This window comes from Bacteroides sp. DH3716P (assembly GCF_025914115.1).
Classification (GTDB): domain Bacteria; phylum Bacteroidota; class Bacteroidia; order Bacteroidales; family Bacteroidaceae; genus Bacteroides; species Bacteroides ovatus.
In genome coordinates this window covers 3,733,334-3,758,301 of sequence record NZ_CP083673.1, presented here as the reverse complement: position 1 = coordinate 3,758,301, position 24,968 = coordinate 3,733,334, and the positions used below count along the sequence as shown (strand labels likewise).

Here is a 24,968-nt window from a genome sequence, read left to right as displayed (position 1 = left end):
CGGACATGAATAAGCAAGAGTTACTGACAAATGGACGGTGTAAGAAGAAGGCGGACCGAGAAACCGTCTGGCCGGTTGTCATCATGAACTTCACCGGTGTGTATGCCCATGAGGTATTTGCACGGAACAATCAGTTCATTTGGCTAGACTGCCGTCACCTTTCTGGAACGAGAGGTTACTGTGACAAGGAGGGGATACGAAAATTGAAGCGGGTGATTGCCGGTTATCCAGCGGAAGGTATCCATTTCATTGATTCGGGCAATTATCATTACCTGACCAAATTATGGACAGACAAACTTCGAGTTCCGTTCTCTCTGATTGTATTCGACCATCACCCCGACATGCAGCCTCCCTTGTTCAAGGGCATGCTTTCTTGTGGGAGCTGGGTAAAAGACATGTTAGACTGGAATATGCTTTGCAAGAAAGTGGTGATAGTCGGTGCATCGGACAAACTGATACGCACCGTACCGGAAGAATACGGACAACGAGTCAGTTTTTATAGCGAAGCGACGTTAGCTCACGAGAAGGGCTGGCGCAATTTCTCCTCTGCGTATATTGAAGGACCGGTTTACTTGTCCATAGACAAGGATGTCCTGAACCCGGCATCCGCAGTAACAGACTGGGATCAAGGGTCTTTCAGCCTGCAGGAACTGGAGGAATTACTGGCAATTGTCCTTCGAAAGGAACGTGTAGTCGGCATTGATATCTGCGGGGAATGCTCCGCAACGCTTACTTTGTTTGAGGAGAGGCGGGAAGCCACCGTGGACAGCCGGGCGAACAAGGAGCTGCTCAAACTCATACAGTCATTCTCCTGTTTTTTATAAAGCTGTTGGATATTGTTAATTATATTATCACATAAACCATATTTTATTATTATGATGAAAACAATTGTTCGTAAAATCGGTCTGGTTGCACACGATGCAATGAAAAAGGACATGATAGAATGGGTTCTTTGGAACTCGGAACGTCTGATAGGGCATAAGTTCTATTGTACGGGAACCACCGGTACACTCATTAAAAAAGCGCTCGAAGAGAAACATCCTGAAACAGAATGGGATATCACGATTCTGAAATCCGGTCCTTTAGGTGGTGACCAGCAAATGGGCTCACGTATTGTGGAAGGAGAGATTGATTATTTGTTCTTTTTCACGGATCCGATGACATTGCAGCCACATGACACGGATGTAAAGGCACTGACCCGGCTGGCGGGAGTTGAAAATATAGTTTTCTGTTGTAACCGTTCGACAGCGGACCATATTATTTCCAGTCCTTTGTTTCTTGACCCGACCTACAAACGGATTCATCCAGACTATACCAATTATACACAACGCTTTGAAAACAAAGAAATTGTATCGGAAGCAGTAGAACGGGTGAAGAAACGGATGAGCCGAAATGAAAACAATATGATCGAATGAGAATGTAATGTCCAATAAAGGGGATGTGATATGTTTCAGTCATAAAAAGCAGGTTCCTATCCTTTCTGTGAGTATAAAAAAAGATTAAAAGATCAACTGTGTGATAGCAAACTTGCGAGGTATCCTCAAATGGTTTGAAACAGTAATAAACTTTTATCATAAGTTTCTATTATTCCCTTTTATATGAGCGAACACGCCTTTTTGTAGGATTCCAATATAAGAATGAAGACTTCCATGTGGTTGAAACTTAAAATCCTTTTAGGATATGTCATACTGCTTCTCCTGCTCGTCCTGACCATTCATATCTTCCGCAAGGAACAGACGAGGCGGAACAGCCTGCGACAGGATGAGCATGAACTGGCCTGTATCCGGCATCTGGCCGGAGAAACATACGCGGGCTTGCTGGGACTGGCCACTTACGGTGAAACAGCCAGCGTCTGGGATGAAAGCGACCTTGGACTCTACCACACAAAAAAAGACAGTGTCTGTAACATGTTGCAGACACTGAAAAGGTATGTGAAGTCTCCCGAACAACAGTCGCGCATAGATTCGTTATGCCTGCTGCTGGAAAGAAAGGAACTGTTGTTAGACACGGTCATGGACACGTTCGGGCGTCTGCGCAAGACCGGCGAGATCGTGAACAGCAAGATTCCGGCAATCGTGTCCCATATCCAGCAGGCGGATGTCCTTCCTGCCGAGAAAAAGAAGGAGGAGGAAACTCCGAAGAAGGGTTTCTGGTCATTCATCAGGCCCGGGAGGAAAAAATCGGCCTATCTGCAGCAGAAGGAACAGCTGGAACGCCAGCGACAGTCCATTGGTAAACATCAGGGTACCACATCTGTCACGAGCATGCTGCACTCCCTTGACAGGGAGGTGACCGACATGCAGAAAGCCGAACGGGAAAGGCTGCTGGAACAGATGGACCTCCTGTACAGTAACAACACGGACCTGAACCACAGGCTACACCGGATTGTCAGGGACTTTGAGGCGGATGCTGGAATACGGCTTGATGAGCGTTACAGGCAATTCATTTCCACACGCGACCGCTCGTTCCATACGGTCTCTCTGCTGGCTGTCCTCATCTCGTTGCTGACCGTCCTCCTGTATCTTATCATCCACCGGGATCTGAACAGGATAAACCAGTATCAGCGTCAGCTGGAAGCCTCCAATCGTGAGAACACGGAGCTCCTACAATCCAGAAAACGCATGATGCTCACCATCGCTCATGACCTTCGTGCGCCACTGGCTACTATCAAAGGATGCGCCGAACTGCTCCCCGGGGAAGAAAAGAAGAGCCGCAAGGACGAGTATGCGGAAAATATACTCCATTCTTCCGATTACATGATCGGGCTGGTCAATACGCTGATCGGATTCTACCTGCTGGATACCGGCAGGAACAAACCCATCCTTTCGATTTTCCGGCTGGAGACCCTTTTCAGCGAAACAGCCCGGAACTACGGTTCGCTGGCCAAAAAGAAAAAGCTGCGGCTGACAACCGCCTTTTCCGGTCTGGATGTGGTAGTAAGCGGTGACCGTTCCCAGCTCCAGCAAATCCTGAACAATCTGCTTTCCAACGCCATTAAATTCACCCGGCAAGGTGAAATCCGCCTGCAAGCGGAATACCGGAATAAAGAATTGCATTTCTCGGTACAGGACACCGGTACCGGGATGACGGAGGAAGAAACAACCCGGATATTCACAGCTTTTGAACGGTTGGACAATGCCCGTAATGTTCCCGGTTTCGGATTGGGGCTGGCCATTGCAAGCAGGCTGGTCTCCGGGATGCAGGGAAGCCTTACCGTAAAAAGCAAACCGGGTGAAGGCAGCACGTTTACCGCATTCCTGCCACTCCTTGAGGCGGATGAATCCACCCAGATGGATGAGACACGCATCGCTACTGATTATCATCTGGATGGAATCAACGTACTGGTCATTGATGACGACCGGATGCAACTGAACATTACCAAAGAGATGTTTAACCGTAACGGAGTGCGGTGCGACTGCTGCCAGACCAGCCGTGAACTGGTTACCCGGCTACGGTCACAAAGATATGACCTGCTGCTGACGGATATACAGATGCCTGAAACGGACGGCTACGGAATACTTGAACTGCTCCGGGCATCCAATATGGAGAACGCAAAGACAATCCCCGTCATAGCGGTAACGGCACGGGTGGATGATGACAACGAGTATCTGTCGGGCGGCTTTTCGGGCTGCATCCATAAACCATTCTCTATGGAAGAACTGATAAATACAGTGGCACAAGTGATAGGAGAAAAAGACAGAAAGGAGTATGCTCCCGATTTCTCACTCATCCTTTCAGGAGAGGACAACAGGGAGGAAATGCTCGCCCTGTTTATCGAAGAGAGCCGGAAAGACCTTGCCGCATTAACCGCTGCCTTAGACCGACAAGACAAGGAGGCCGCCGCCTCCTCCATCCTGCATAAGAACCTGCCCCTATGGGAAACCGTCCGTCTGGATTTCCCCTTGTCTCATTTACGGGAACTGGTGACAGAACCTGCGACAGAGTGGACCAATAGACAATCCATGGAAATGCGGGACATCATCCGGGCAGTGGAAAAACTGATAGTATACGCTGAAAAATACGGGAGGAAAGCCTATGAAAACAATCCTGATTATTGAAGATGATATTGTGTTCAGCCGTAGCATCAGCAACTGGCTGGTGAAAAAAGGGATGAAAACCGAATGCGTGGCAACCCTTGCGAATGCCCGTAAAGCCATCGGGCAAAAGGAGTTCGACCTAATACTGGCAGACCTGCGCCTGCCGGACGGAAATAGCACCTCGCTCCTGAAATGGATGAATGAGAAGTACTACTCTATCCCTTTTCTGATCATGACCAACTACGGACAGGTGGAGAATGCGGTGACAACCATGCAACTGGGAGCCATCAACTACCTGTGTAAGCCTGTGCAGCCAGACAATCTCCTGGCTCTGATAACGGAGATACTGGATAAAAACGATAACGAACAGGAGTTCTACCGAGGTGAAAGCCCCAAAGCCCATGAGATGTACCGTCTGATAGAGATGATTGCCTGTGCCGACATCTCCGTTCTGCTCCGTGGGGCTTCCGGCACCGGGAAGGAGCACATTGCAGCCGAGATACATGCCCGGAGCCATCGGAAGAACAAGCCGTATCTGGCTATCGACTGCGGGGCCATTTCCGATGAGCTTGCCGCCTCCGAGTTTTTCGGTCATCAGAAGGGAGCCTTTACCGGTGCGGAAAGCGACAAGGTCGGATTGTTCCGTGCCGTTAACGGAGGGACATTGTTTCTGGACGAGATAGGCAACCTTTCCTATAAGACACAGATGCTCCTGCTCAGGGCCTTGCAAGAGAAACGCTGCAAGCCGGTAGGTTCCACGAAAGAATACTCTTTTGATATCCGGCTGGTTGCCGCCACCAATGAGAATCTGGAAAAAGCCATCGGAGAAGGACGCTTCCGGGAAGACCTGTTCCACCGGCTCAATGAGTTCACTCTGCGGATTCCTACACTGGCAGAATGCCGGGAAGACATCCTTCCTCTGGCTTATTTTTTCTTGAAACTCACTTGCGCCAAGGCCCATAAATCGTTTCGTGGCTTTGACCGGCTGGCAGAGGCGGCACTGCTGGAATATCCCTGGCCGGGGAATATCCGTGAACTGAAGAATGTAATAGGTCGAGCCGTACTCATCTGCCAAGAGCAATGGATTTCCGTTTCAGACCTGAACCTTGAAATCTCCCTTCCTAAAGAAGAAGAAACGCAGTGGACGGAAGAAGAAAAAGAAAAGGCGTTGCTTCTCCAGACCCTTGAAAAGACGGGTGACAACCGTTCCAAGGCGGTCCGGTTGCTCAATGTCAGCCGGACTACCCTGTATGAGAAACTAAGGAAATACCATATCATCGACTGACCGGAGGATAACCCGAAGCAAATGAGGTTTACAAAAGTGTAAGCCGTCCTAACATTCTTGTCAAGGACGGCTTACACTTTTTATTTACACCCGTTTCTATATGAAATTTGTTTATTGTTGATTGTCAGTATTTTAAAAAGGTATAGAGCTTTAAACGATAGCAGAGGCATTTCATTTGGCTTACTCCGGTATAAACAAATCAAATGTATGCCGTATGAAACCATTTACAGAATGCCGTATATTCAATTATTTATCTCTGGCTTCAAGCCCAAAACAGACAGTTTCCGATGAAGAATTCTCTTCCTCCTATACCGAATATGAACAATACCTTTACGACCTCGCCATCGAATCGGTTTCCGTATCGGAAAGGCTGCGCCATCTGCTTCACAGCAAGGTAGAACTGATTTCCCTAAAGAAGTTATTCACCCGAACAGGACATTTCCACACGGCAGTAGCCGAATTCTATCTGGACAAATGCCTCCTGCTGGTGGAGGCGGAAATAGAGCTGGTCAATTTTGGTGTACAGTACCCCGGAACCATCACGACACCTTCCTCGTTTCTTTCATCGCTCCATTGGAAAGGTTCGCTGGTCAACCTGATGGAACTGATCTCCTCGCTGGATTACAGCGGGCTGATTACGGACGAAAGCGGCAAACGCCTCTCTTTCGCCGGTATCGTTTCCGCTTTTGAGAAACTCTTCAATGTTGCCATTCCCAAACCATATGACCTGCGTGCCGACCTTGCCCGGCGCAAAAAGAACTATTCCGTCCTGCTGCCCAAACTAAAGGAAACCTTTGAAAAGAACATCGCGGCTTGCGGAAACGGGAAGTGAACAGGGGTATTTTTACCCCCTGTCACAAATAGTCATCTCTTGTCATTTGTAGTCACTTTCCGATTTTAGGTTCGTATCAAAATTATCACTTATTTTGCTGCCGGATAAATAAAACCTGAAAAGATATGGCTAAAATCAATAGTACACGCAAACCCGGACGGGCTGACACTTCGAGCAAATGAAGAGGCGGACGGAATCCCAAAGAGGAATCAGAACTTCATTCTTATTATTACGGATTCCGTCTGGACGAACTCCAGAACATCGAGTTTGAGAGGCTCTTTGAGAATTCGGGAGCTAATAATAAATCCCAGTTCATCCTTGCCGCCCTTTTCGACAAACCGATGAAAGTCGTGAAAATAGATAAGGCGGCAACGGACTACTACATCAAGCTGACCAACCTGCAGAGCGAATACCGCCGGATCGGAGTAAACTATAACCAGGCAGTCAAAGCTCTGCATACCGGACTATCCGAAAAGAAGGCTCTTGCCATGCTCTATAAATTGGAGCAACTGACTATTGAACTAATATCTCTCAACCGGGAGATTATCCGTCTCACCCAAGAATTTGAACAATGGTTGCAAAAATAACATCAGGAGCCTCCGTTTACGGGGCATTATACTACAATCAAGAAAAAGTGGACAAGCAGCAGGCACGGCCACTGGCATGAAACCGGATCATGGAACCGGCAGACGGCCATCCGACCATCCAGCACTGCATCCGTTCCTTCGAACCGTATCTGGCGGCTAACCGCCGGACTGAGAAGCCCGTTATCCACATTTCATTAAATCCACACCCGGACGATGTGCTGACCGATGAACAGTTGACCGCTATCGGCCAGGAATACATGGAAAAAATGGGATATGGCAACCAACCCTATATCATCTACCGGCATGAGGATATCGGCAGGCCCCACATCCATATCGTCTCCCTGCGTATTGACGAGCAGGGAAAGAAAATTAAAGATTACAAAGAATGGCAACGCTCGACCGCTGTTTACCGGGAGCTGGAGAGGAAATACCATCTGTTACCCGCCGAGAAGATGGAGCGACGGGAATCCCTGCCGCTGACTGCCGTCGATTACCGGAAGGGGGATATCAAGCATCAGATAGCCAATGTGGTCAAGCCCGTCATGCAGGGATACAAGTTCCAATCCGTCAAGGAGTTTAAAGCCCTGCTTGGCCTTTTCCATGTAACGGTGGAAGAGGCCCACAAGACGATAAAGGGAAAGACCTATCATGGACTGGTCTATGCGGCTACCGATGAAAAAGGAGAACGGACCGGCGTAGCCATCAAATCCAGCAAGATCGGTAAAAGCGTAGGCTACGAGGCACTCCAAAAGAAATTTGTGAAAAGCAAACAATGAATTGCCCGACATCCCGTACCCGTACAGACGAAGGAAGCTATCGCTACCGCCCTGCAAGGACAGCCCACCCGTCAGGGATTCCTGCAGGAACTTTCTGGAAAAGGCATTGCCGCCATACTCTGGCAGAACGATTCCGGTGTGATCTATGGCGTGACCTACATCGACCATAACTCAAAGACCGTATTCAAGGGCTCGCTTCTGGGCAAAGAATATTCGGCATCGGTTATAAACCGGAAGTACGGCACGATCCCACCGGAAAAGACTGAAGAAGCCCCTGTTATCCATCCGTCCGAACCGGAAATGAAAGAGACGGAGCTGGTGGAAGGACTGCTTGATATATTCTCTTTGGAATCCTATCCGTATCCGGCAGACGACCTGACGCAAAGCCCTTACGGGAAAAAGAAAAAGAGAAAACGCAGAGGTCCGCATCTGGGCTAATAAAATGTATCACCATTAATTATCATACCGCTTATGTCACAAGACGAAACCAGAGGGCTCAATAAGAACCTTGACTTCATGAGGGCCATCAGCATCCTATTTTTAGTGATGAATGTCTATTATTTCTGCTATCCCTATTTTCTTTCCATGAACCTGAACATCGGTGTCGTGGACAAGATACTGCTCAATTTCCAGCGGGATACCGGGCTGTTTTCCCATTCGCTGGTGAGCAAGTCCTTCAGTCTGCTCTTCCTTTTCTTCTCCTGCATGGGAGCGAAAGGACGGAAGGACGTGGAGATGTCATGAAGGAGTATCGGCTGTTACCTTATAGCCGGGATGCTGCTCTTTTTTGGTAGCGAGCTCTTACTGACGGCACGCTTCCCCGTCGCGCTTCTAACCTTATTATATGTAGCTACCGTAGCTGCCGGATATATCAGCCTGCTTACCGCCGGAACCTGGATCAGCCGCCTGTTGAAGAACCAACTCATGGATGACGTCTTTAACGACGAGAACGAGAGCTTCATGCAGGAGCGCAGGTTGATTGCCAATGAATACTCGGTAAACCTGCCCACCCGTTTCCGTTACCAACGAAAGACCTATTCAGGCTGGATAAACGTGATTAATCCCTTCCGCGCCTCATTGATATTAGGCACGCCGGGATCAGGAAAGAGTTATGCCATCATCAATAACTATATCCGCCAGCAGATAGAGAAAGGATTCGCCGCCTATATCTATGATTTTAAGTATCCGGATTTAAGCATAATTGCTTATAACCAGCTGCTTAAAAACAAGGATAAGTATGCCAAGCCGGTCGGATTTTATGTGATTAATTTCGATGATCCCAGATACAGCCACCGGTGCAATCCCCTCAATCCTTCGTTTCTATCCGATATCGCGGATGCATACGAATCAGCGTATGTAATCATGTTAAATTTGAACAAGAGTTGGATTCAAAAGCAGGGAGATTTCTTTGTAGAAAGCCCGATTGTGCTATTTGCGGCGGTGATCTGGTATCTTAAAATCTATGAAAACGGGAAATTCTGCACCTTCCCACATGCCATAGAGCTATTGAATAAACCGTATTCCGACCTGTTCACCATACTGACCTCTTACCGGGAGCTGGAGAATTACCTGTCACCTTTTATGGATGCATGGAAAGGTGGTGCGATGGAGCAGCTCCAAGGGCAGATAGCTTCCGCCAAAATTCCGCTATCAAGGCTGATCTCACCTGCCTTATATTGGATTATGACCGGAGATGACTTCACGCTGGATATCAATAATCCGGAGGAACCCAAAGTTTTGTGCGTCGGCAATAACCCTGACAGACAGAATATTTACTCATGTGCGTTAGGATTGTATAATGCCCGTATCGTTAAAATGGTCAACCGAAAAGGCAGGCTCAAATGCTCTATTCTAGTGGATGAGGTTCCCACACTTTACTTTAAAGGACTTGACACCCTGATCGCTACCGCCCGTAGCAACAAAGTGGCAGTATGTCTGGGAGCACAGGATTTCAGCCAGTTAATACGTGACTACGGTGATAAGGAGGCGCGGGTGATCCAGAACACAATTGGAAATATCTTTTCCGGGCAAGTGGTCGGAGAAACAGCGAAAAACCTTTCTGAAAGGTTTGGGAAAGTGCTCCAACAGCGCAAATCCATTAATATGACCCGTGAAGACACCTCAACCAATATCAGTACCCAGCTCGACTCGCTGATACCTGCCTCCAAAATCTCCAACCTCTCGCAAGGAGAGTTTGTCGGCAGTGTCTGCGACAACTTCGGGGAGAAGATAGAACAGAAGATATTCCATTGCGAGATCGTGGTGGACAATGAACGGGTAGCCGCCGAAACAAAAGCCTACAAGCCTATCCCCGTCATAACCGACTTTACCGGTGCGGATGGTAAGGACCACATGCAAGAGGAAATCGAAAGGAACTACTATCAAATCAAGGAAGACGTGACGCAAATCATCGAAAAAGAGCTGCTTCGCATCCAAAATGATCCCAACTTGAAACACCTGCTGGAAACGGCAGACGATGAATAATCCCTATTTAATTTATTAATCATTTAAATGTTGTAAACATGGAAAAAAAGAAAAGTTCTCCGGCCAACCTGCCGGGAAAACCCTGCTTCCCCTGGGTGGGAGGTAAAAGAAGACTGCTTCCCGTACTTATCGAATCCCTTCCGAAAGACTTCGGACAGATGGATACCTATGTAGAACCGTTTGTCGGTGGCGGCGCCCTCTTCTTCTGAATAAGACAAGCCTATCCGGAAATCCGTTGCGTCATCAACGACTCCAACGAGGCTCTGATCAATGTCTACCGCGTCATCAAGGAATCCCCGGAGCAGCTTATTAAAGTGCTTGCCCGGATACAGGACGAATACATCGCGCTGGAGGAACATACCCGAAGAAGGGTCTACTTCATGGAGAAACGTACCTACTACAATGAAGGAAACCCGAATAACATCACCCGTGCCGCCCTGTTTATCTTCTTCATGCGTACCTGTTATAACGGCATCTACTCCGTGAACCATAGCGGAAAGCTGTCCGTCACTTTTGGTGCCGGGGGACGGGTAAAACTGTTGGAAGAGGAACTGATCCGCTTTAACCACAAGCTGCTGCAAGATGTTGTGATTCTGGACGGTGACTACCGGCAGACCGCAGAATACACCGGAGCCAACTCCCTATTTTATTTTGACCCGCCTTATAAGCCGGTCAATGAGGGTAACTCCTGCACCTCCTACATGCCACAGGACTTCGGAGATGAAGAGCAGATCAACCTGGCAAATTTCTGCAAGGGAATAGGTGAAACCGGTGCCAAATGAATGCTTTCCAACTCCGATCCCCGGCAAAAGAACCCTGAGAACACCTTCTTCGACGACCTCTATGCCGGTTTCCATATCCAGCGAATCAGCATCTTCCGTTCCATCTGTTCCATAGCCGAGAAAAGAGAAGCGGTCAATGAATTGCTGATCAGAAATTATTAAGAATAAATATCCGGTGGTAGCCGGGTAGCAATAAAAAGAGAGCCAAATTCCCTCCAGCAGGGATTTGACTCTCTTTTTTATTGCCTGCCTTTCATGCATCAGACAAGGACCGGTATTTTATAATTTTCAACCGGACTGTTTCTTTGCAGGCTTTTCAATCAGCTTCGGGGCTGTTTCGTGCTGATGATCCGTCTTGTTCTCCTGCGCCATCTTCCTGCCCAACAGGTAATCGTTCAAATCGTTATACTCCCGGTAGCAGTCGGACTTGTCCCTGACCGGGCATCCGGCTTGCGCCATCTGCTGAAAAGCCTGCCTTCCGGCGGAATCGTTATCCAGTAGGCAGAGGGCACTCTTATACTCTTTCAAGACAGGGATAGCCTTGCCTACATTGCTGACCGAATTTAAAACGATATAGTCCGGACCGTTTCCTTTAGGCTGTCCGTTACCGGGATGCGTAGCCTTGAGCGTGAGGTATGAGAGATAATCCATAAAGCCTTCAACCACTATGCAACGGTCGCTGCCATTTTTGATATGGGTAATCTCTTTGGGCGATATGCTGCCTTTTAGGTATTTGTTACGGATCTCGTACCCGCCGCTCCGGTTGGCAAAGCCTACGGCAAAATACCATTTTCCCTTGTTCTGAAAATGCACTTCCTTGCATGCTTCCCTTGCGATTTCAGGCAAGATGCCTCTTTCTTTGAGATATCCCAGCAAGACCGGGTTCGTCAGCGGATCAATGCGTACCTGCCGGTAGCCGGTAGCCTGCGGTTCCGCCTGCCGGGGAGAGGCTGCTACCGGACGGAAAGCAGCCGGAAAATGTCCCTCTATCGTTTTAAGCGCATAAGAGATATCCTTCGTCTTTTGAAGCTCCATCGCCAGGGTGATGATGTCCCCTCCCTGTCCGATGCCGAAATCGTATCATAGGTTGCGGGATGCGCTCACCTTGAAAGAAGGTGTCTTCTCCTCACGGAAAGGGGAACAATACCAGATACTGTCCCCTTGTTGTTTTACCGGGTTGAACCCCATACGCCGGAGATAATCCTCCAACTGAATGCTCTTGGCTTCTTCAATGTTCATTGTGTAACGGATTAAATTAATGACTCTTTTTAGAACGGGAATCCTTTAGTATCACCCACTGCAACGGATTCTGCGGCTTCCCGTTTTTTCTCAGTTCAAAATGCAGATGGTTGCCGGTCGCTATGCCGGTATGACCGACATTGCCGATATGCCGACCTATGCGTACATCGCTCCCTTTCCTCACATGCAATTTGCTCAAGTGTGCATACAACGTGGAAAAGCCGCCCGCGTGCCGGATTTCGATGTACCAGCCGTAACTGCTGCTATACCTGGCTTCAACGACTTTCCCGCTTCCTGAAGCATAGACCGGCGTGCCATAGGGTGCGGCAAGATCCACTCCGGCATGGAGTATCCTTTTCTTTTTCACCGGATGCATCCTTATACCGAAACCGGAAGAAACGGCATACCTCCTCCGACTTTCATTCAATGGATACAGAATAGGATAATCGGCCAGTACGGTAACCGGCAACCGGCTGTCTCATATGAAAGACTTTCACTGCCGGGCAGAGTGGATACGGTAGATGACAGCACTGAGTCCGGCTTTATATCCCTTTGACGGGGACTGTGCAAAAGCCGGACATGACAATAAGTGACAGAACATGACAATTAATGACAACTTCCTCATAATCAAACTATTTAATGACAAAGATAGTAATTTTACCCTCGTAAATGATTCATTAATCTTTAAAATTAACGTATATGAACGATGTGAATTTAGCTCCTGAAAACAAGGAAGCAACCCCGGAACACGGGTATTTGATGGCGTATGACAAGAAAGAGCAGAAAGCCAAAGGTGTAAAAGGAATCGCAGCGAACGGAGAGCTGGAAACGCTCGAAGCTAACGAGGCGAACAAGGACCAGTTTATCAAAGTGGACCAACGTGGAAACTTCTTCACCAACTTCGGGAAGAATTTTCTCTACCAGTACAATAATCCCGGTCGTTACTCCCTCTACAACATGCCGAAGGAAACGCTCGTAGAGCAGGCCAAAGAAAAGATCGAAGCGGCGCAGGAACCACAGAACGAAGCAGTCAGAAGGGAACTGGCTTCGACCAGGGTGTATAATAACCATCGCTTCAACGAGCGGGAAGTGAATTGGGAACAGGCCGCCAAATACGGCATTACCCCGGACGGACTGAAGAACGCAAAGGACAGCCTCGAAAGAATGTTGCAGGGAAAGACTTCCGCTATCGCTTTCCGTGTGGCAAAAAATTCCGAGCTGGGGCGTGAAAACGGGGATGCCAAACTCTCCCTGTTCCGCGACGAGAACGGAGCTGTCAAGTTCGACATCCACTACATCCGTCAGGCTCCCAAGATCGGGGAAGACTACAGGGGACATGTCCTGACGGAAGAAGACCTCAAGGCCCTGAACCAGACCGGCAATCTCGGCAAGGCGGTGGATGTAGTCATTGACTACCGTACCAAAGAAACCAAATCCTGCTACCTTTCCAAAGACCCGGTGACCAATGAATTGTTCCATATGCCCGTAGAGCAGGCACGCATTCCGCGTAAGGTGAAAGATTATACGCTTTCTCCGAAAGAATACGATGCTGCCGTGCGCGGTGAGGAAGTACCGATCCGTTTCAAGTCTGATAATGGAAAATTTTATGCCACCTCCATCCAGATGAGTGCCGCCGAGCGAGGGGTGGAATTCCTCTGGGAAAGAAGCACCAAGAAGTTGGAAGAGGCACAGAAACAAGGTCAGGAACAAGACGGAAGCCAGCAGCAGCCCCATGCACCGGTACAAGTAGCCGGAAAACCCCGGAAAAAAGAGGAAGCCTCACAGCAAGCGGAAAAGAAACCGCGTACCCGTAAACCGTCCATCACACCTAAAATGTAAGAAAAATGGCAACCTATATTTCTGATGATCCCAAACTATTGGACGAGCTTTTCAGGAAAGACGGTGAAGGCCAGCTCCTTGTCGGTTATGAAACCGGCAAGGAGAAACCCCATGCAGAATCCTCCTATATGCTTTATCCTGCCAATCCCGACAGGCAAGACCCTGTCTATACGTTTATGGCCTTGTTCAGCCAACAATCGATAAAAGCCAAATACTCCGCCTTCGTACCGAATACCCGTCTGGAAATCTATTCATTCCCGAAGATGACGGATGTACCGGCTATCTCCGGAGATATTTCCAAAAAGGAATATATCAATCAGGTATTACTACCCTATATCCGGGAAAAGGGACTGGCTCCTCTAATAAGTACCAATCTGAGAAATGTCCTGTTTGCGCAGTCACGCAGCGATATCCTCATGATATCGGGAGAACTTCCGAAACTGACCACACAGCAGTTGGACGAGCTGGTCCATTTTCATCAGAAGCAGGATGAGCTGGCTGCCAGGTATGATTATAATCCGGTTTACAAATTACCGCTGCATGCTGTGGAAACGTCCAAAGGAATCTTGTTTTTCAGTGATACCAAAATGGGACGGGAGGGATTGAAGAGCTTTTACCAACAGTTATCCGGCAATTATTTCTGGGTTCATGGCGAACCCGGTCCTGTCAGGCAATACAACGTCAACTGCCTGTCCGACGATATCTGTCCTTTGGTGGATGCCTGCTACCGGAAGAATCCCCAAAGCGGAAAAGGGGAATATGATTTTGATAATGCTGTATTCTCAAAAGAGGCTTTCCGTGACAGGAAACAGTGGAAACTGGCGTTTGAAACGGACATGGAGCCGAGCGCTTCTGAATTTCTCCGCCTGAATGAATTTGCCGGATGTCCTGCGAGCCGTAACAATGCGGATATCAGCAAACTGTTGTATCTGATGGAGAACGGATTCAAGCGGGATATAATAAATGATCCCGATTTCGGATACCGGAATGTCTTTCAGGAGTATGTCACCCGGATAGACGACTGTATCAACGGACAGTCCTCGGGGCCAGATTTGTCAGATGTGCTGGATGACATGCGTTGGAAAGCGAAGAATATCCTTCTGACGGATTTCGATGTCCGTGGACACCGTACATTGGAAAGGACACTGAATGACAGGAGCGTCCCGTTTCTCATCAATGGAACCGATGCCGGCGAAGCCATGAGGCAAGCCTTGCTGGAAGGAAAGTGGATCTACTGTCCCCAAATATCCAAGTCAATGCCAGATTTACATTTCCTCCATGCCGAAAAGACATGCAACCGGGTAATGGCATATACCAAATCTCCCGTAAACAAGACCGTGTATCAGGAGAAAAACGGCAAAATCATTCCATATGTACCGGCTTTGAAAAAGGTATCGAAAACGAAAAGGAACAATTCCCTCAAAATGTAATGATATGAAGCAACCTGAACAATCCTATACAGCCATAGAGACAGCCCATGGCTTTGTGTTCTTTACTGATACGACGGAAGGACAGAAAAACAGGCAGGACTTTCTGCAATTTATGGCAGACCATTACTTCGATCCCCATTTCAATCTTGGTCCGGTAAATGTTTACCGGGCAGAAGGAGTCCTAAAGGATGGATCCTATGTCAATCCGGGTGAAGGCCTGTACCCGGAATATGCTTACCTGCAGATGGATAAGACACCGGAAATGGAGCTGGTCTACCGGAATGAGATGAAGCCGACCTGGGAGGATTTCGGTAGTTTCTGCCACAATATGCATTGTACCAGCAGCCATCGCAACCGTAATATCGCTGATATTTTGGAGGAAATAGAAAGCAAGGACCGTAAATTACTGGAGCTTTCCAAACAAGGTACAGCATCGGATATCCGGCAGCAGATAGAAGAAACCGGCCAGGATAAAGCCTTGCTGGACAAACTCCTCAAGCAGTATTACGATGTGCGTGGACACCGGACTGTTGGGAACATCCTCCGCGACCCGATGGAATGTGTCACCGTAGACGGTGTCCGGCTCTTTACCCCTCACCGGCAAGTATTGGCGGCAGGGCACGGACTCTTCCTGCCGGGAGAGGCAAAAAGCAACCCGTCCCATGCCTATGCATGGATAAACGGGGATTTCACCCGGATCGTATTTTCTAAGGATCCTCCTGCGAACAAACAGGTGTTCAAAGTGAAAACAGTCATCGAAAAGGCTTTGAATAAAAAGCAGGACGTGAAAAAGAAAAGAAATACCCACCCTAAATTGTAGAAATATGGACAAGAGAAACCAAATGGAAAATCCTTTTTTCGATCCCGACAAGCCGGGAAGTATTTTTGTCGGTATGGACCGTTACCATCAGTACTCTCCCCACCAGCCCCGAAATGCCCTCACATTCATTCAGAAAGGAGATGCGGACAGCCTGTTCCGCAAATTCCTGATTGACAATATCAAGGAAGCGGAGTGCTGCCCCTATATTCCGGATACGGAACTGCTCCGGTTTGACCTGGCGAACATGAGGCAGGTTCCACCGGTAGATACCCATACCCCTTTCGAGGAATATATCAGCAAGGAACTGCTGCCGTATTTTCAAGAACACTGCATTCCCCCTGCCAAACGCATTTCCCTGCGTGATGCGGTCTATACCTATAAATACAAGAATGAACCGGACGGCGGCATATTGAAGAAGTATCTCATGCAGGAACCCGCATACTTGGAGTTTCGATTACAGCAACAGGAAAAAAGGACATTGTACCGGTGCCAGCCGCGGTACACATTCCCCTTAAAAGTGGTGGAGAATGACTTCGGATACCTTATCTTTTCCGGTAACGAGATCGGCAGGAACGGATTCAGGGAGTGCATCCGGTACATCACGGACCATTACTTCGACCCGCACTACGATACCGGCCATCTGGCCGTCTACGACAGTACGTTCATGGACAAGAACCTGGTTCCTCTCATAGATGCCGCTTACAAGCCGTGCAAACCGATGGAACTGGATTATTCCTTCGATTTTTATCCGGCATCCTATATCGGTCTTGACGAACTGCCCAAAGAATTCATCGACAGTTTAAAACCGGTATGCTACCATTCGATGGAAGCGACAGCCGGGGATTTTATAAAATTCGCCACCGACTGGCATTTCAATAAGGATACGCAGGTTTCCATCAGCCGGGAGAACCATGACATTTACCGGCTGCTGACCGTCATGCGTAACGGTTATATGAATATTCATGAACAACCGTTTACCTATTTCAATGAACTGCTGCCGTATGCCAAGGAATTTGAAAAAGTCACGCAGGTTAAATCTGCCGGCGAATTCGATACGGGAAAGTTCAAGCGGTTGTCTACGGAAATCCGGAAGGCTGCCGATGGAATTTTGAAAAGGGATTTCGATGTGAGAGGGCACCGTTCCCTTGAGAATATGTTGAATGACTCCACCGTTACCTTCACCGTCGGAAGCCGAAAACTGAATGAAGTTCAAAAGACGGCACTGGCTTCGGGATACGCACTGTATCTCCCGGAAAACAACAAGGAGGCGACAAGGCATCTCCTTTTTTGCAAGACCGACTTTGAGCAGGGCAGAATTGAGGGTTCCTCCAAGCCCTTCGGCGTCAGGACATACGTGATAAAGGACGGACTGCTCTGTCCGCTGCCGGAAGAGAAGAATACCGTTAAAAAGACTGAGAATAAGAACAGACATAACAATAACCGTTTAAAATAAAGCGATATGATACCTAAAAGTCAGATGTACCTCGGAGCGCGGATTGTAGAGAACGATCCGGAAGAGGAAACTCCCGTTGTTCCCTATAAAGGAACAGTAACAGCCATTGAAGAAACCGGAAAAGGGGAACTGGATTACTTTGTCTATATCCGGCTGGATGATGAGTCCATGAAACAAAAAAGAATCTCCCTTTGCTGCCCGGACAAGATCATGACCTGTTTTCCATGGACTATAGACCTGGAAGAAAAACAGAAAATGGAGCAGAAAATGAAGAATAAAAAAGTTCCCGACCCGTCGAAACGGCATAGACTATCTTAATCAACCATTCATCTAAACCATAAAATAATATGAGTACATACATTGGTTTCAATTTGAACAGCAACAGGCAGATTGAACATTTCCAGACCATAGAGAATCGTTATGGCATCAATTCAGATGGCGGCAAATTTCTTTTCGGGCAGGCAGAACTGGCCTTGAAAGGCTCCTACATTCCTAAGGAAGAAGTCTATTTAATACCATATCAGGGTGCTGTACAACCGGGGAACATTGAAAGGTTCATCAAGGACATGACCCATAACGGAGGACTGTCTTGTGCAACTCATTTCCCATTGCGGGATATCGCCTTCGTTTACGAGAATACATCTCCTTATGGCATCCATAATGTGGATAGCATCCAGAGAATGCTTCAAAAGGCCAAAGACAATCCCCTGCTGAAAAAACAACTGAACGCTTACCGCGCATTCCATCAAGAAAAGGAAAAAGATATCTACAACAGGGTGATTACTGCAATAAATACGAACCAGGGAGTCCTGATGTTCAATGATACCGGCAGGGGGATACAGTGTGCGCAGAAATACCTGCAGCATATTGGCGATAATTTCTTCTCGCCGGTTTACAGGGATGCGGATAAACTGCAAATATATTATTTCAGCACTTCCAATATCAATCTGATCAAAGAGGCGTCAAAGTGTTCGAACATGTTTGAACATGGCTTAAAAAAGATATACCTTCCCCAAAAGGCTCATTTCCTGGATTCAAATATGATAGCCAACTATACCCCGGCGGTAGAATGCAGCATGGCTCCCTCTTTGGAATGTTATAACCAACTGGCCGAAAAGTTGAATCTGGGCAAGAGCCAGAAGAATTATAACATAGGCGTACTCGACCGGATCTGCAAGACCGGGCAAATCGGGAATTTGGAAAAAGACAGCCGGTTCAACCATCAAAACAGCTTTGTCTCCCTGGATGAACGGATCAGGCTGTCTTATGTGGGGAAGCAGGATGGCACACTGCTGAAAAATGCACTTGAACGGACCATCAAGGATACGGCAAAGAGAATCCTACAGACGGACTATGCGGTACGGGGCTATGAACCGCCCAAACAGGAAAAGAAAAAGAGTAGAAGTATCACCATGTAACTATTTTAAATTTCAATCGTATGCAAAAGCAAGAGATTTCAAACATTATGATTTTCTTTGTTACCCAGGACTTGGAAGGGCAACCCCGACAACTGGAGATGCACCTGATGCCGGAGAAAGAAGTATCGATGATGAATCAACGATTCACCGAATACCTCCAGCGGCAAAGGGAAATGTACAAGCCGTCCCTTGTCCAAAGCCACTTGCCGGATCTTTATCTGTGCCGCTACCAGTTTCCGGCAGGAGTAAGCTACCCGGATATCCGGCTCTTTGACAAGGATAACAGCTTGGTACAAAAATTCATCACCCGGAACGGAGGAAGCATGCAGGGCAATGTCTCATTGCGCGGACTGGAATACCTGCATTCTCACGATGAAGAAAAAAGCCTGCCCATGCTGGTAGCCAGCGGACTTGCCGACCACCTGCTTGTACAGCCGGAAGCCAAACGGTTCGCGCTGGCACAGGATACTCTCCACGACGATCCGTCGGAAACCCTGACCGCCGTGGAAACCGCCAAAGGAGTGCTTCTGTTCGAATATTCCGGCTTTGGAAAGACATGCTGCCATGCCTATATGCAACATCTGGCCGACCGTTTCTTCATTACGGACGAAGAGAAACCGGAGTTTGTCAACCTGTACAAGCTGACCCGTCCGGACGCAGAAGTGGTAAAGGCATTCCAAGCATCTCCCAATGCCTTCTCCTTATATACAAACTCTTTTCTGCCGGAGAAAGCACAATATCTGGATGCGACTATCCTGCGGAATGCCCGGCTGGACAGGAGCCACCGCATAGAACCGACATTCGATGCCTATGACAAGTTTGCTTCCTCCTATAACGTGCTCCCCAGTATTGCCAATGCCCAGATACTCCGGTTACTATCCTTACAGGAAACCGCAGGAATCTATGGGATAGACTATACAACCAGAAGGATTCCGTTCATACACAAGAATTCTTTCAACTCCCAGTTCAATGCGCTGCAGAATATTCCGGCTGAAAATAAAGGCGGACAGGAGAAGGTCAAATCACAGATCCGGGATCAGGCGGCCTATATCCTGAAACGTGATTACGGGCTTATCCCGGACAGCCTGCAAAACAAAGAGATAGACCCCATCATTTCCCTCCAGACTCCCAAAGGAGCCGTCTACCTGCCCGCCACGGATGAAGGAGCCATCTATAAACAGTGTTACCTGCAATATCTGGCTGACCGTTTCTTCACTCCGGAAGTACAGGCTCTGGGACGAATCAGAGAATTCTATATTTCCTGCCCGAACCATAGCACGGAGCATTACATGCAGAAGCATCTGGACCTTTTCCGGTCCAATCCTTTCTACGGGCAGCTGGCGAAAATGCCATTGTATCCGATAGAGCAATCCGAGCTGTTGAAGAAAGGCGGCTATCCCATAGAGCCGACATACCATGCATTCAAACAGTTTACGGAAGATTACCGGCTTTCGGTAACGCCGGAGAATGCCGAGATATTCACCCTGCTCTTTATACGGGAATACGGATTACCGGCTGATTTCAATACTAATGAAAGCTATAAGGAGTTCACCCACAAAGGAAATTTTAAACCGCTGGATCAAGAAATGTCCGAACTGCAATCCAAAAAGGGATATAGTGAAAAGGCATTCTACAATATTCAAAACAGGCAGCAGCAACTCGCGGACAAGATACTTGGCCTGAGATACAGACTGACCTGTCCTCCGTTGCAACTGACCGGACCGGCGGCTTCGGAAAAGAGAAAGACGGCTTCCCGTCAGAACAAGTCACATAATCCCCGCATCTAAAACTGATTATCATGCCTGCATGGATGGAAAAAATAAAAGATACATTCACCGCTAAAGCGGATTTAAAGAGCCTGTTTATTGTGTTACAGCCGGATAATCAAGTCTCGACTGTCATGGTCGTGTCGTATGTTCCGACGGATAAGGACTCTTTTCAGGTATTTATGGATCTGACCGCCCGGATTGCTATGGATCAGAAAACCATACCGGATAACTTATTGCTGCATTTTGAGGGAATACCTGCTAAAGATATTCCTTTCACCAGCGAACTACCGGCGAAAGACAGTGAGAAAGCCCTCAGTTTCATCGCCTCTTACGGAGGCATCACTGAAAACAACTCCGTACCTTTACGGAAAGCGGCTTATTTGAGAGCATGCCAAAGGGAACTGACGGCAGAGAATATCCGGGATCTGGACTACTCACCAGCTTATAAGTGCTTTATTGCACACGAAGATGCGATGGAGAAGATTGCGGCAGGAAAGCAAGCCAAACAGTTCTACACCATAGCTGAAACGGAACAAGGTGTCCGCGTATTCAATGACGGACTTTCCGGGACTATAAAGTTTCGGGATTACCTGCAATCGACAGCGGACAATTTCTACTCAAGCTCTTTGCAGGATGTGGAGTCATTGAATATTTACCGGATAGAAACCGTCTCCCGCCGGATGCTGGAACTCTCCAACGGGAATCAGACCACCATGCCGCAGGTCGGGATGGAAATTCTGGCGAATTACAAGCCGTCCGTCACTTTCGACATGCATCCTACGAGAGAAAATCTCAACCGGTTTGTCACAGCCGGCGCATTGGAACTCTCTATCCGTAACCGGAACATTATGACACTTCAGGACATAGCAGCCAGAGGATACGCCCATTTACCGGCAGACGAATCGTTTGCCTATAAAAAGGATTTCTTGTTTGTGGAGAAAGGTATCCGTGAGATTACCCGGCAAAAGGAATTGTACCGGGATTATCCTTTCCGGCAGAAGATGGATGAATTACAAAATGCTGCCAGGTCATTGGCGCAAACACTGTTAAACAGGGATGGAGTCCGGAAGAACTATCATCGGGTAAGCCCGCCTGTTGTTGTTTCTAAGAAAGGAGAAGCTCAAACAGCCGAAAAACCGCAAGACAAGCCCGGACTGTCCTGTGGCAATGAAAAGAAAAAGGTCAAGACAAAAACCGCTTCCGTTAAAAAGCAGGCGAAGCCCAAATTATAATGCATATGGAACTGATAAATAATACATTCATTCCCGAAAAAGAGATACCACGTAGCCGCAGGGCTGCCGGAAGGAAAGCATTCCTGCAAACTTTCAGAAACCTGTTTACCAGCCGGAATCATTTCAGGAGATTCATGGATACTTACCGTTTCAACACGATCCGCTGGAGCGCGTCCAACCTCCACGAACCCTCATGGGGAAAACGGATCGGATTATTCTTTCGTACCAAAAATCCAATCGCTATCCTCCGGGATGATTACCGGAGCAATCGCAGTAATCTGTTGAATAAATGGGAAACGTCCAGCCTGAACCGTATCCAGATGGAACTGGTCCGAATGGGTAGTATGCCTATTCAGAATAAGGACAGACATACTTTCAAAGCTCTGAACAGCATTGAAAAGAAAATCAAACAACTGCAGGAATATGAAGGATGTCCCGATATGAGCCATGAAAAGCAGCTTCTGGCAACATACAAGTACATTCTTTCTTCTCCTTTTGACCGGAAGTTCGGAGGATTGCCACCCGATGAGATTTGTGGGATGCTTCAGCAGAACGGACTGTCTGAATCAAACCTTCCTTACCAAAATTACGAAGGAATCCTCCAGGGCCGTGAAACAGTCATGTACGAACTGGCAACCGGAAAGAACGGGGAGAAATACCTCCAACCGGCAGATCAGGTGAAACTGAATGCGGGAATGTCAGGAATCTCAATGGATTTAATCAGCCGTTTTCCGGCAAAGGAAATACCCCTGCCGAATCTGACGGAAAGCATACAAGTATCGGAAAAGAAAGAGAAGCTCTCCATTCCCAAAGAACCGAAGAAAAGGGTACGGAAAGAAAAATCAAAGGTCAAGAGTGTAAAAATTAAATAGTCATTCATATTAAAAAAGAAAGTAACATGAAAACAATTTGTATTTGTGAGAAGCCCTCGGTGGCACGCAGCATTGCCCGGGTCCTGGGCGTAACGGAGAAACAGGAAGGATACTTGAGTGGGAACGGATATGCCGTCACATGAACTTACGGCCATCTGTTGGCATTGGCCCTGCCTCAAGACTACGGCATTGTCCATGTGGAAAAGGAGATGCTGCCTATTATTCCCGACCCGTTCAAACTGGTTGTCCGTCAGATTAAAACCGAAGATGGATACAAGGCTGATCCGACGGCTCTGAAACAATTGGAAGTAATCCGTAAACTGTTGGGTCAGGCTGATCAAGTGATATCCTGTACTGATGCAGGGCGGGAAGGAGAGTTAATTATGAGATATGTGCTTGAATATCTGGGATATCATAAGGAAACCAAACGCTTGTGGATATCTTCCATGACAGAAAAATCGATACGGGAAGGATTTGATAGCCTCAAATCAAGTAAGGAGTTTGACAACCTGTACCGTGCCGCTAAAGCCAGGAGAGAATCAGATTGGGTCGTCGGTATGAATGCCAGCCTGTCTTTGAGCATGGCTGCAGGCAAGAGTAACTATTCTCTGGGAAGAGTACAGACACCGGCACTTGGCATGATTTGCCGTCGATATCTGGACAACAGGGATTTTATAGCCAAACCCTATTATCTGCTACAGCTACGGACAACGAAAGCAGGGAAAGAACTCGTCTTAACCTGTACCGGGAAATATGATACACCGGAAAAACTCGATGTGGACCGTAAAAAAGTGTATGAAGAGACGACAGCCAAAGTGGTGCAAGTGGAGAAGAAAGAGGTTCCAGAAGAAGCTCCGCTACTTTATGACCTGACCGCCCTGCAACGAAGTGCCAATACCAAACTCGGACTGACCGCAGAACAGACGCTGAACATTGCTCAAAAATTATATGAAGGAGGCTACATTTCGTATCCCCGTACCGGATGTAGCTATATCACAGAAGACATCTTCGAACAAGTCCCTTCCCTCATCGGCCTGCTTAAGCAACATCCCCGTTTCACATGGCATGCGGAAAACCTCTGTAACCAGCCTTTAAACCGGCACTGTGTGGACGATAGCAAGATGACGGACCATCATGCGTTAATCATTACGGAGAACTATCCCCAGAGGCTTTCCCTTGACGAGCAGAATATCTATTCCATGATCGCGGGACGCATGTTGGAGGCTTTCTCCGGCAAATGCCTGAAAGAAACGGTATCCGTACAAGCGGACTGTAACGGCGTTCTTTTCGGGATAAAAGGAAGCCAAATCAAAGTTCCGGGGTGGAGAGGCATCTATAACGAACCCAGTGAGAAAGAAGAAGGAAGTCTTCTGCCCGAATTTCAGGAAGACGAAATATTGCCCGTGCTCGGTATTGATACATTGGTCAAGAAAACCAAACCGCAGCCCATATTCACTGAGGCAAGCCTGCTTGCTGCGATGGAAGGTTGTGGCAGAACATTGGACGATGAAAAGGAAAAAGAGGCAATGGAGGATTCCGGCTTGGGTACACCGGCTACACGTGCCGGAATCATCGAACTGCTCATTGCCAGACACTACGTGGAAAGAAACGGACGGTCACTGATTCCCACTCCCAAAGGACTGGAAGTATATGATATTGTAAAAGAGAAGATGATCGCCAACGTGAGCATGACCGGAGGGTGGGAATGCGCCTTGCATGAAATCGAAACCGGCAAAGTTTCCACGGAAACATTTACTCAGAGCATCAATTCCTATACCCAACAAATCACCTCGGAACTGCTTGCCCTGAAACTTAACCATCCGGACTTGCCACATTGTAACTGCCCCAAATGCGGAGCAGAAACGATTATCGTCTTTAACAAGGTCGCCAAATGCAGCGATCCCAATTGTGGGTTCCTGTTATTTAGAACGTTCAACGGCAGGGAACTGACGGATAATCAGATGCTCCTGCTGCTATCGGGGAAACGTACCGGATATCTGAAGTTTACCAGCAAGAAAGGAAAGAAGTATGAGGCATCACTCGAGCTGGATGACAATTACAGGATTGAGATGACTTTCAAGGATAATAAACCTAAAAAATAAAGAAGCGACTT

Annotated in this window: 22 protein-coding genes and 2 pseudogenes; 21 read left to right on the top strand and 3 right to left on the bottom strand. The window is 47.8% G+C overall.

Annotation, left to right across the window (positions count from 1 at the left end):
• Positions 1-5 precede the first annotated feature (5 nt).
• From KQP79_RS14070 to KQP79_RS14020, 11 genes and pseudogenes are all read left to right on the top strand, one after another.
• Entirely contained in the window at positions 6-824 is an 819-nt protein-coding gene (locus tag KQP79_RS14070) for an arginase family protein (protein ID WP_004308109.1), read from the top strand.
• Between the two features lie 54 nt (positions 825-878).
• On the top strand, positions 879-1,415 hold the full coding sequence (locus KQP79_RS14065; protein ID WP_008775197.1) for a methylglyoxal synthase: 537 nt from the start codon (positions 879-881) through the stop codon (positions 1,413-1,415).
• Between the two features lie 234 nt (positions 1,416-1,649).
• Positions 1,650-4,058 (top strand): hybrid sensor histidine kinase/response regulator, encoded by a 2,409-nt coding sequence (locus KQP79_RS14060; RefSeq protein WP_004308107.1) that lies wholly within the window; start codon positions 1,650-1,652, stop codon positions 4,056-4,058.
• Positions 4,036-5,322, top strand: coding sequence for a sigma-54-dependent transcriptional regulator (locus tag KQP79_RS14055; RefSeq protein WP_138343249.1), 1,287 nt, complete (start codon positions 4,036-4,038; stop codon positions 5,320-5,322). The genes KQP79_RS14060 and KQP79_RS14055 overlap by 23 nt, the downstream gene beginning before the upstream one ends.
• Before the next feature lie 214 nt (positions 5,323-5,536).
• On the top strand, positions 5,537-6,154 hold the full coding sequence (locus KQP79_RS14050) for an RteC domain-containing protein (RefSeq protein WP_004308105.1): 618 nt from the start codon (positions 5,537-5,539) through the stop codon (positions 6,152-6,154).
• A 242-nt stretch (positions 6,155-6,396) separates the two neighbouring features.
• Positions 6,397-6,741, top strand: a complete 345-nt coding sequence (mobA, locus tag KQP79_RS14045; RefSeq protein ID WP_224202605.1) for a conjugal transfer protein MobA — start codon at positions 6,397-6,399, stop codon at positions 6,739-6,741.
• Positions 6,742-6,830: 89 nt separating this feature from the next.
• Entirely contained in the window at positions 6,831-7,517 is a 687-nt protein-coding gene (locus tag KQP79_RS14040) for a relaxase/mobilization nuclease domain-containing protein (RefSeq protein WP_138343248.1), read from the top strand.
• A 138-nt stretch (positions 7,518-7,655) separates the two neighbouring features.
• Positions 7,656-7,955, top strand: a complete 300-nt coding sequence (locus tag KQP79_RS14035) for a hypothetical protein (RefSeq protein ID WP_004308101.1) — start codon at positions 7,656-7,658, stop codon at positions 7,953-7,955.
• A 33-nt stretch (positions 7,956-7,988) separates the two neighbouring features.
• Positions 7,989-10,001 (top strand): annotated as a pseudogene (mobC, locus tag KQP79_RS14030) (conjugal transfer protein MobC).
• A gap of 38 nt (positions 10,002-10,039) precedes the next feature.
• Positions 10,040-10,783: pseudogene (locus KQP79_RS14025) on the top strand (DNA adenine methylase).
• A complete protein-coding gene (locus KQP79_RS14020) occupies positions 10,784-10,945 on the top strand; it encodes a hypothetical protein (RefSeq protein WP_004308096.1) in 162 nt (53 codons plus the stop codon).
• Between the two features lie 126 nt (positions 10,946-11,071).
• Here KQP79_RS14020 and KQP79_RS14015 read toward each other — a convergent pair whose 3' ends face one another.
• Genes KQP79_RS14015 through KQP79_RS14005 form a run of 3 tightly spaced genes read right to left on the bottom strand, consistent with a single transcriptional unit; the run spans position 11,072 to position 12,491 of the window.
• A complete protein-coding gene (locus tag KQP79_RS14015) occupies positions 11,072-11,818 on the bottom strand; it encodes a toprim domain-containing protein (protein ID WP_004318633.1) in 747 nt (248 codons plus the stop codon).
• A 45-nt stretch (positions 11,819-11,863) separates the two neighbouring features.
• A complete protein-coding gene (locus tag KQP79_RS14010; RefSeq protein ID WP_004311895.1) occupies positions 11,864-12,022 on the bottom strand; it encodes a hypothetical protein in 159 nt (52 codons plus the stop codon).
• Between the two features lie 16 nt (positions 12,023-12,038).
• Positions 12,039-12,491 (bottom strand): M23 family metallopeptidase, encoded by a 453-nt coding sequence (locus KQP79_RS14005; RefSeq protein ID WP_008771124.1) that lies wholly within the window; start codon positions 12,489-12,491, stop codon positions 12,039-12,041.
• A gap of 230 nt (positions 12,492-12,721) precedes the next feature.
• Between KQP79_RS14005 and KQP79_RS14000 the strand changes: the two genes are divergently transcribed.
• From KQP79_RS14000 to KQP79_RS13955, 10 genes are all read left to right on the top strand, one after another.
• Positions 12,722-13,861: a DUF4099 domain-containing protein gene (locus KQP79_RS14000; RefSeq protein WP_138343247.1), complete on the top strand. Its 1,140-nt coding sequence runs from the start codon at positions 12,722-12,724 to the stop codon at positions 13,859-13,861.
• 5 nt (positions 13,862-13,866) lie between these two features.
• Positions 13,867-15,291: a DUF6047 family protein gene (locus KQP79_RS13995; RefSeq protein WP_004311892.1), complete on the top strand. Its 1,425-nt coding sequence runs from the start codon at positions 13,867-13,869 to the stop codon at positions 15,289-15,291.
• 4 nt (positions 15,292-15,295) lie between these two features.
• Positions 15,296-16,111: a DUF6047 family protein gene (locus KQP79_RS13990; protein WP_004311891.1), complete on the top strand. Its 816-nt coding sequence runs from the start codon at positions 15,296-15,298 to the stop codon at positions 16,109-16,111.
• A 4-nt stretch (positions 16,112-16,115) separates the two neighbouring features.
• A complete protein-coding gene (locus KQP79_RS13985; protein WP_004311890.1) occupies positions 16,116-17,564 on the top strand; it encodes a DUF6047 family protein in 1,449 nt (482 codons plus the stop codon).
• A 6-nt stretch (positions 17,565-17,570) separates the two neighbouring features.
• Positions 17,571-17,882 carry a hypothetical protein gene (locus KQP79_RS13980; RefSeq protein WP_004311889.1) on the top strand — a complete coding sequence of 104 codons (312 nt, stop codon included), beginning with the start codon at positions 17,571-17,573 and terminating at the stop codon, positions 17,880-17,882.
• A gap of 29 nt (positions 17,883-17,911) precedes the next feature.
• The gene (locus tag KQP79_RS13975; RefSeq protein ID WP_004311888.1) at positions 17,912-18,982 is read left to right on the top strand and encodes a DUF6047 family protein; all 1,071 of its coding nucleotides are present in this window, start codon (positions 17,912-17,914) and stop codon (positions 18,980-18,982) included.
• A 20-nt stretch (positions 18,983-19,002) separates the two neighbouring features.
• Positions 19,003-20,769, top strand: coding sequence for a DUF6047 family protein (locus KQP79_RS13970; protein WP_004311887.1), 1,767 nt, complete (start codon positions 19,003-19,005; stop codon positions 20,767-20,769).
• Positions 20,770-20,780: 11 nt separating this feature from the next.
• Complete coding sequence (locus tag KQP79_RS13965) at positions 20,781-21,983, top strand: DUF6047 family protein (protein WP_138343246.1); 1,203 nt, start codon at positions 20,781-20,783, stop codon at positions 21,981-21,983.
• On the top strand, positions 21,983-22,855 hold the full coding sequence (locus KQP79_RS13960; protein ID WP_004318625.1) for a hypothetical protein: 873 nt from the start codon (positions 21,983-21,985) through the stop codon (positions 22,853-22,855). The genes KQP79_RS13965 and KQP79_RS13960 overlap by 1 nt, the downstream gene beginning before the upstream one ends.
• A 209-nt stretch (positions 22,856-23,064) precedes the next feature.
• Positions 23,065-24,957, top strand: a complete 1,893-nt coding sequence (locus KQP79_RS13955; protein WP_005680137.1) for a type IA DNA topoisomerase — start codon at positions 23,065-23,067, stop codon at positions 24,955-24,957.
• Positions 24,958-24,968: the final 11 nt, after the last annotated feature.

Excerpts from the sequence above, each read along its gene's own strand:
- KQP79_RS13955 (WP_005680137.1), top strand. The coding sequence starts at position 23,065 with ATGCTGCCTATTATTCCCGACCCGTTCAAACTGGTTGTCCGTCAGATT.
- KQP79_RS14070 (WP_004308109.1), top strand. The coding sequence starts at position 6 with ATGAATAAGCAAGAGTTACTGACAAATGGACGGTGTAAGAAGAAGGCG.
- KQP79_RS13970 (WP_004311887.1), top strand. The coding sequence starts at position 19,003 with ATGCAAAAGCAAGAGATTTCAAACATTATGATTTTCTTTGTTACCCAG.
- KQP79_RS13995 (WP_004311892.1), top strand. The coding sequence starts at position 13,867 with ATGGCAACCTATATTTCTGATGATCCCAAACTATTGGACGAGCTTTTC.
- KQP79_RS13965 (WP_138343246.1), top strand. The coding sequence starts at position 20,781 with ATGCCTGCATGGATGGAAAAAATAAAAGATACATTCACCGCTAAAGCG.
- KQP79_RS14065 (WP_008775197.1), top strand. The coding sequence starts at position 879 with ATGAAAACAATTGTTCGTAAAATCGGTCTGGTTGCACACGATGCAATG.
- KQP79_RS13985 (WP_004311890.1), top strand. The coding sequence starts at position 16,116 with ATGGACAAGAGAAACCAAATGGAAAATCCTTTTTTCGATCCCGACAAG.
- KQP79_RS13990 (WP_004311891.1), top strand. The coding sequence starts at position 15,296 with ATGAAGCAACCTGAACAATCCTATACAGCCATAGAGACAGCCCATGGC.
- KQP79_RS13975 (WP_004311888.1), top strand. The coding sequence starts at position 17,912 with ATGAGTACATACATTGGTTTCAATTTGAACAGCAACAGGCAGATTGAA.
- KQP79_RS14000 (WP_138343247.1), top strand. The coding sequence starts at position 12,722 with ATGAACGATGTGAATTTAGCTCCTGAAAACAAGGAAGCAACCCCGGAA.
- KQP79_RS14055 (WP_138343249.1), top strand. The coding sequence starts at position 4,036 with ATGAAAACAATCCTGATTATTGAAGATGATATTGTGTTCAGCCGTAGC.
- KQP79_RS13980 (WP_004311889.1), top strand. The coding sequence starts at position 17,571 with ATGATACCTAAAAGTCAGATGTACCTCGGAGCGCGGATTGTAGAGAAC.
- KQP79_RS14040 (WP_138343248.1), top strand. The coding sequence starts at position 6,831 with ATGGAACCGGCAGACGGCCATCCGACCATCCAGCACTGCATCCGTTCC.
- KQP79_RS14060 (WP_004308107.1), top strand. The coding sequence starts at position 1,650 with ATGTGGTTGAAACTTAAAATCCTTTTAGGATATGTCATACTGCTTCTC.
- KQP79_RS14010 (WP_004311895.1), bottom strand. The coding sequence starts at position 12,022 with ATGAACATTGAAGAAGCCAAGAGCATTCAGTTGGAGGATTATCTCCGG.
- KQP79_RS14020 (WP_004308096.1), top strand. The coding sequence starts at position 10,784 with ATGCTTTCCAACTCCGATCCCCGGCAAAAGAACCCTGAGAACACCTTC.
- KQP79_RS14050 (WP_004308105.1), top strand. The coding sequence starts at position 5,537 with ATGAAACCATTTACAGAATGCCGTATATTCAATTATTTATCTCTGGCT.
- KQP79_RS13960 (WP_004318625.1), top strand. The coding sequence starts at position 21,983 with ATGCATATGGAACTGATAAATAATACATTCATTCCCGAAAAAGAGATA.
- KQP79_RS14015 (WP_004318633.1), bottom strand. The coding sequence starts at position 11,818 with ATGGAGCTTCAAAAGACGAAGGATATCTCTTATGCGCTTAAAACGATA.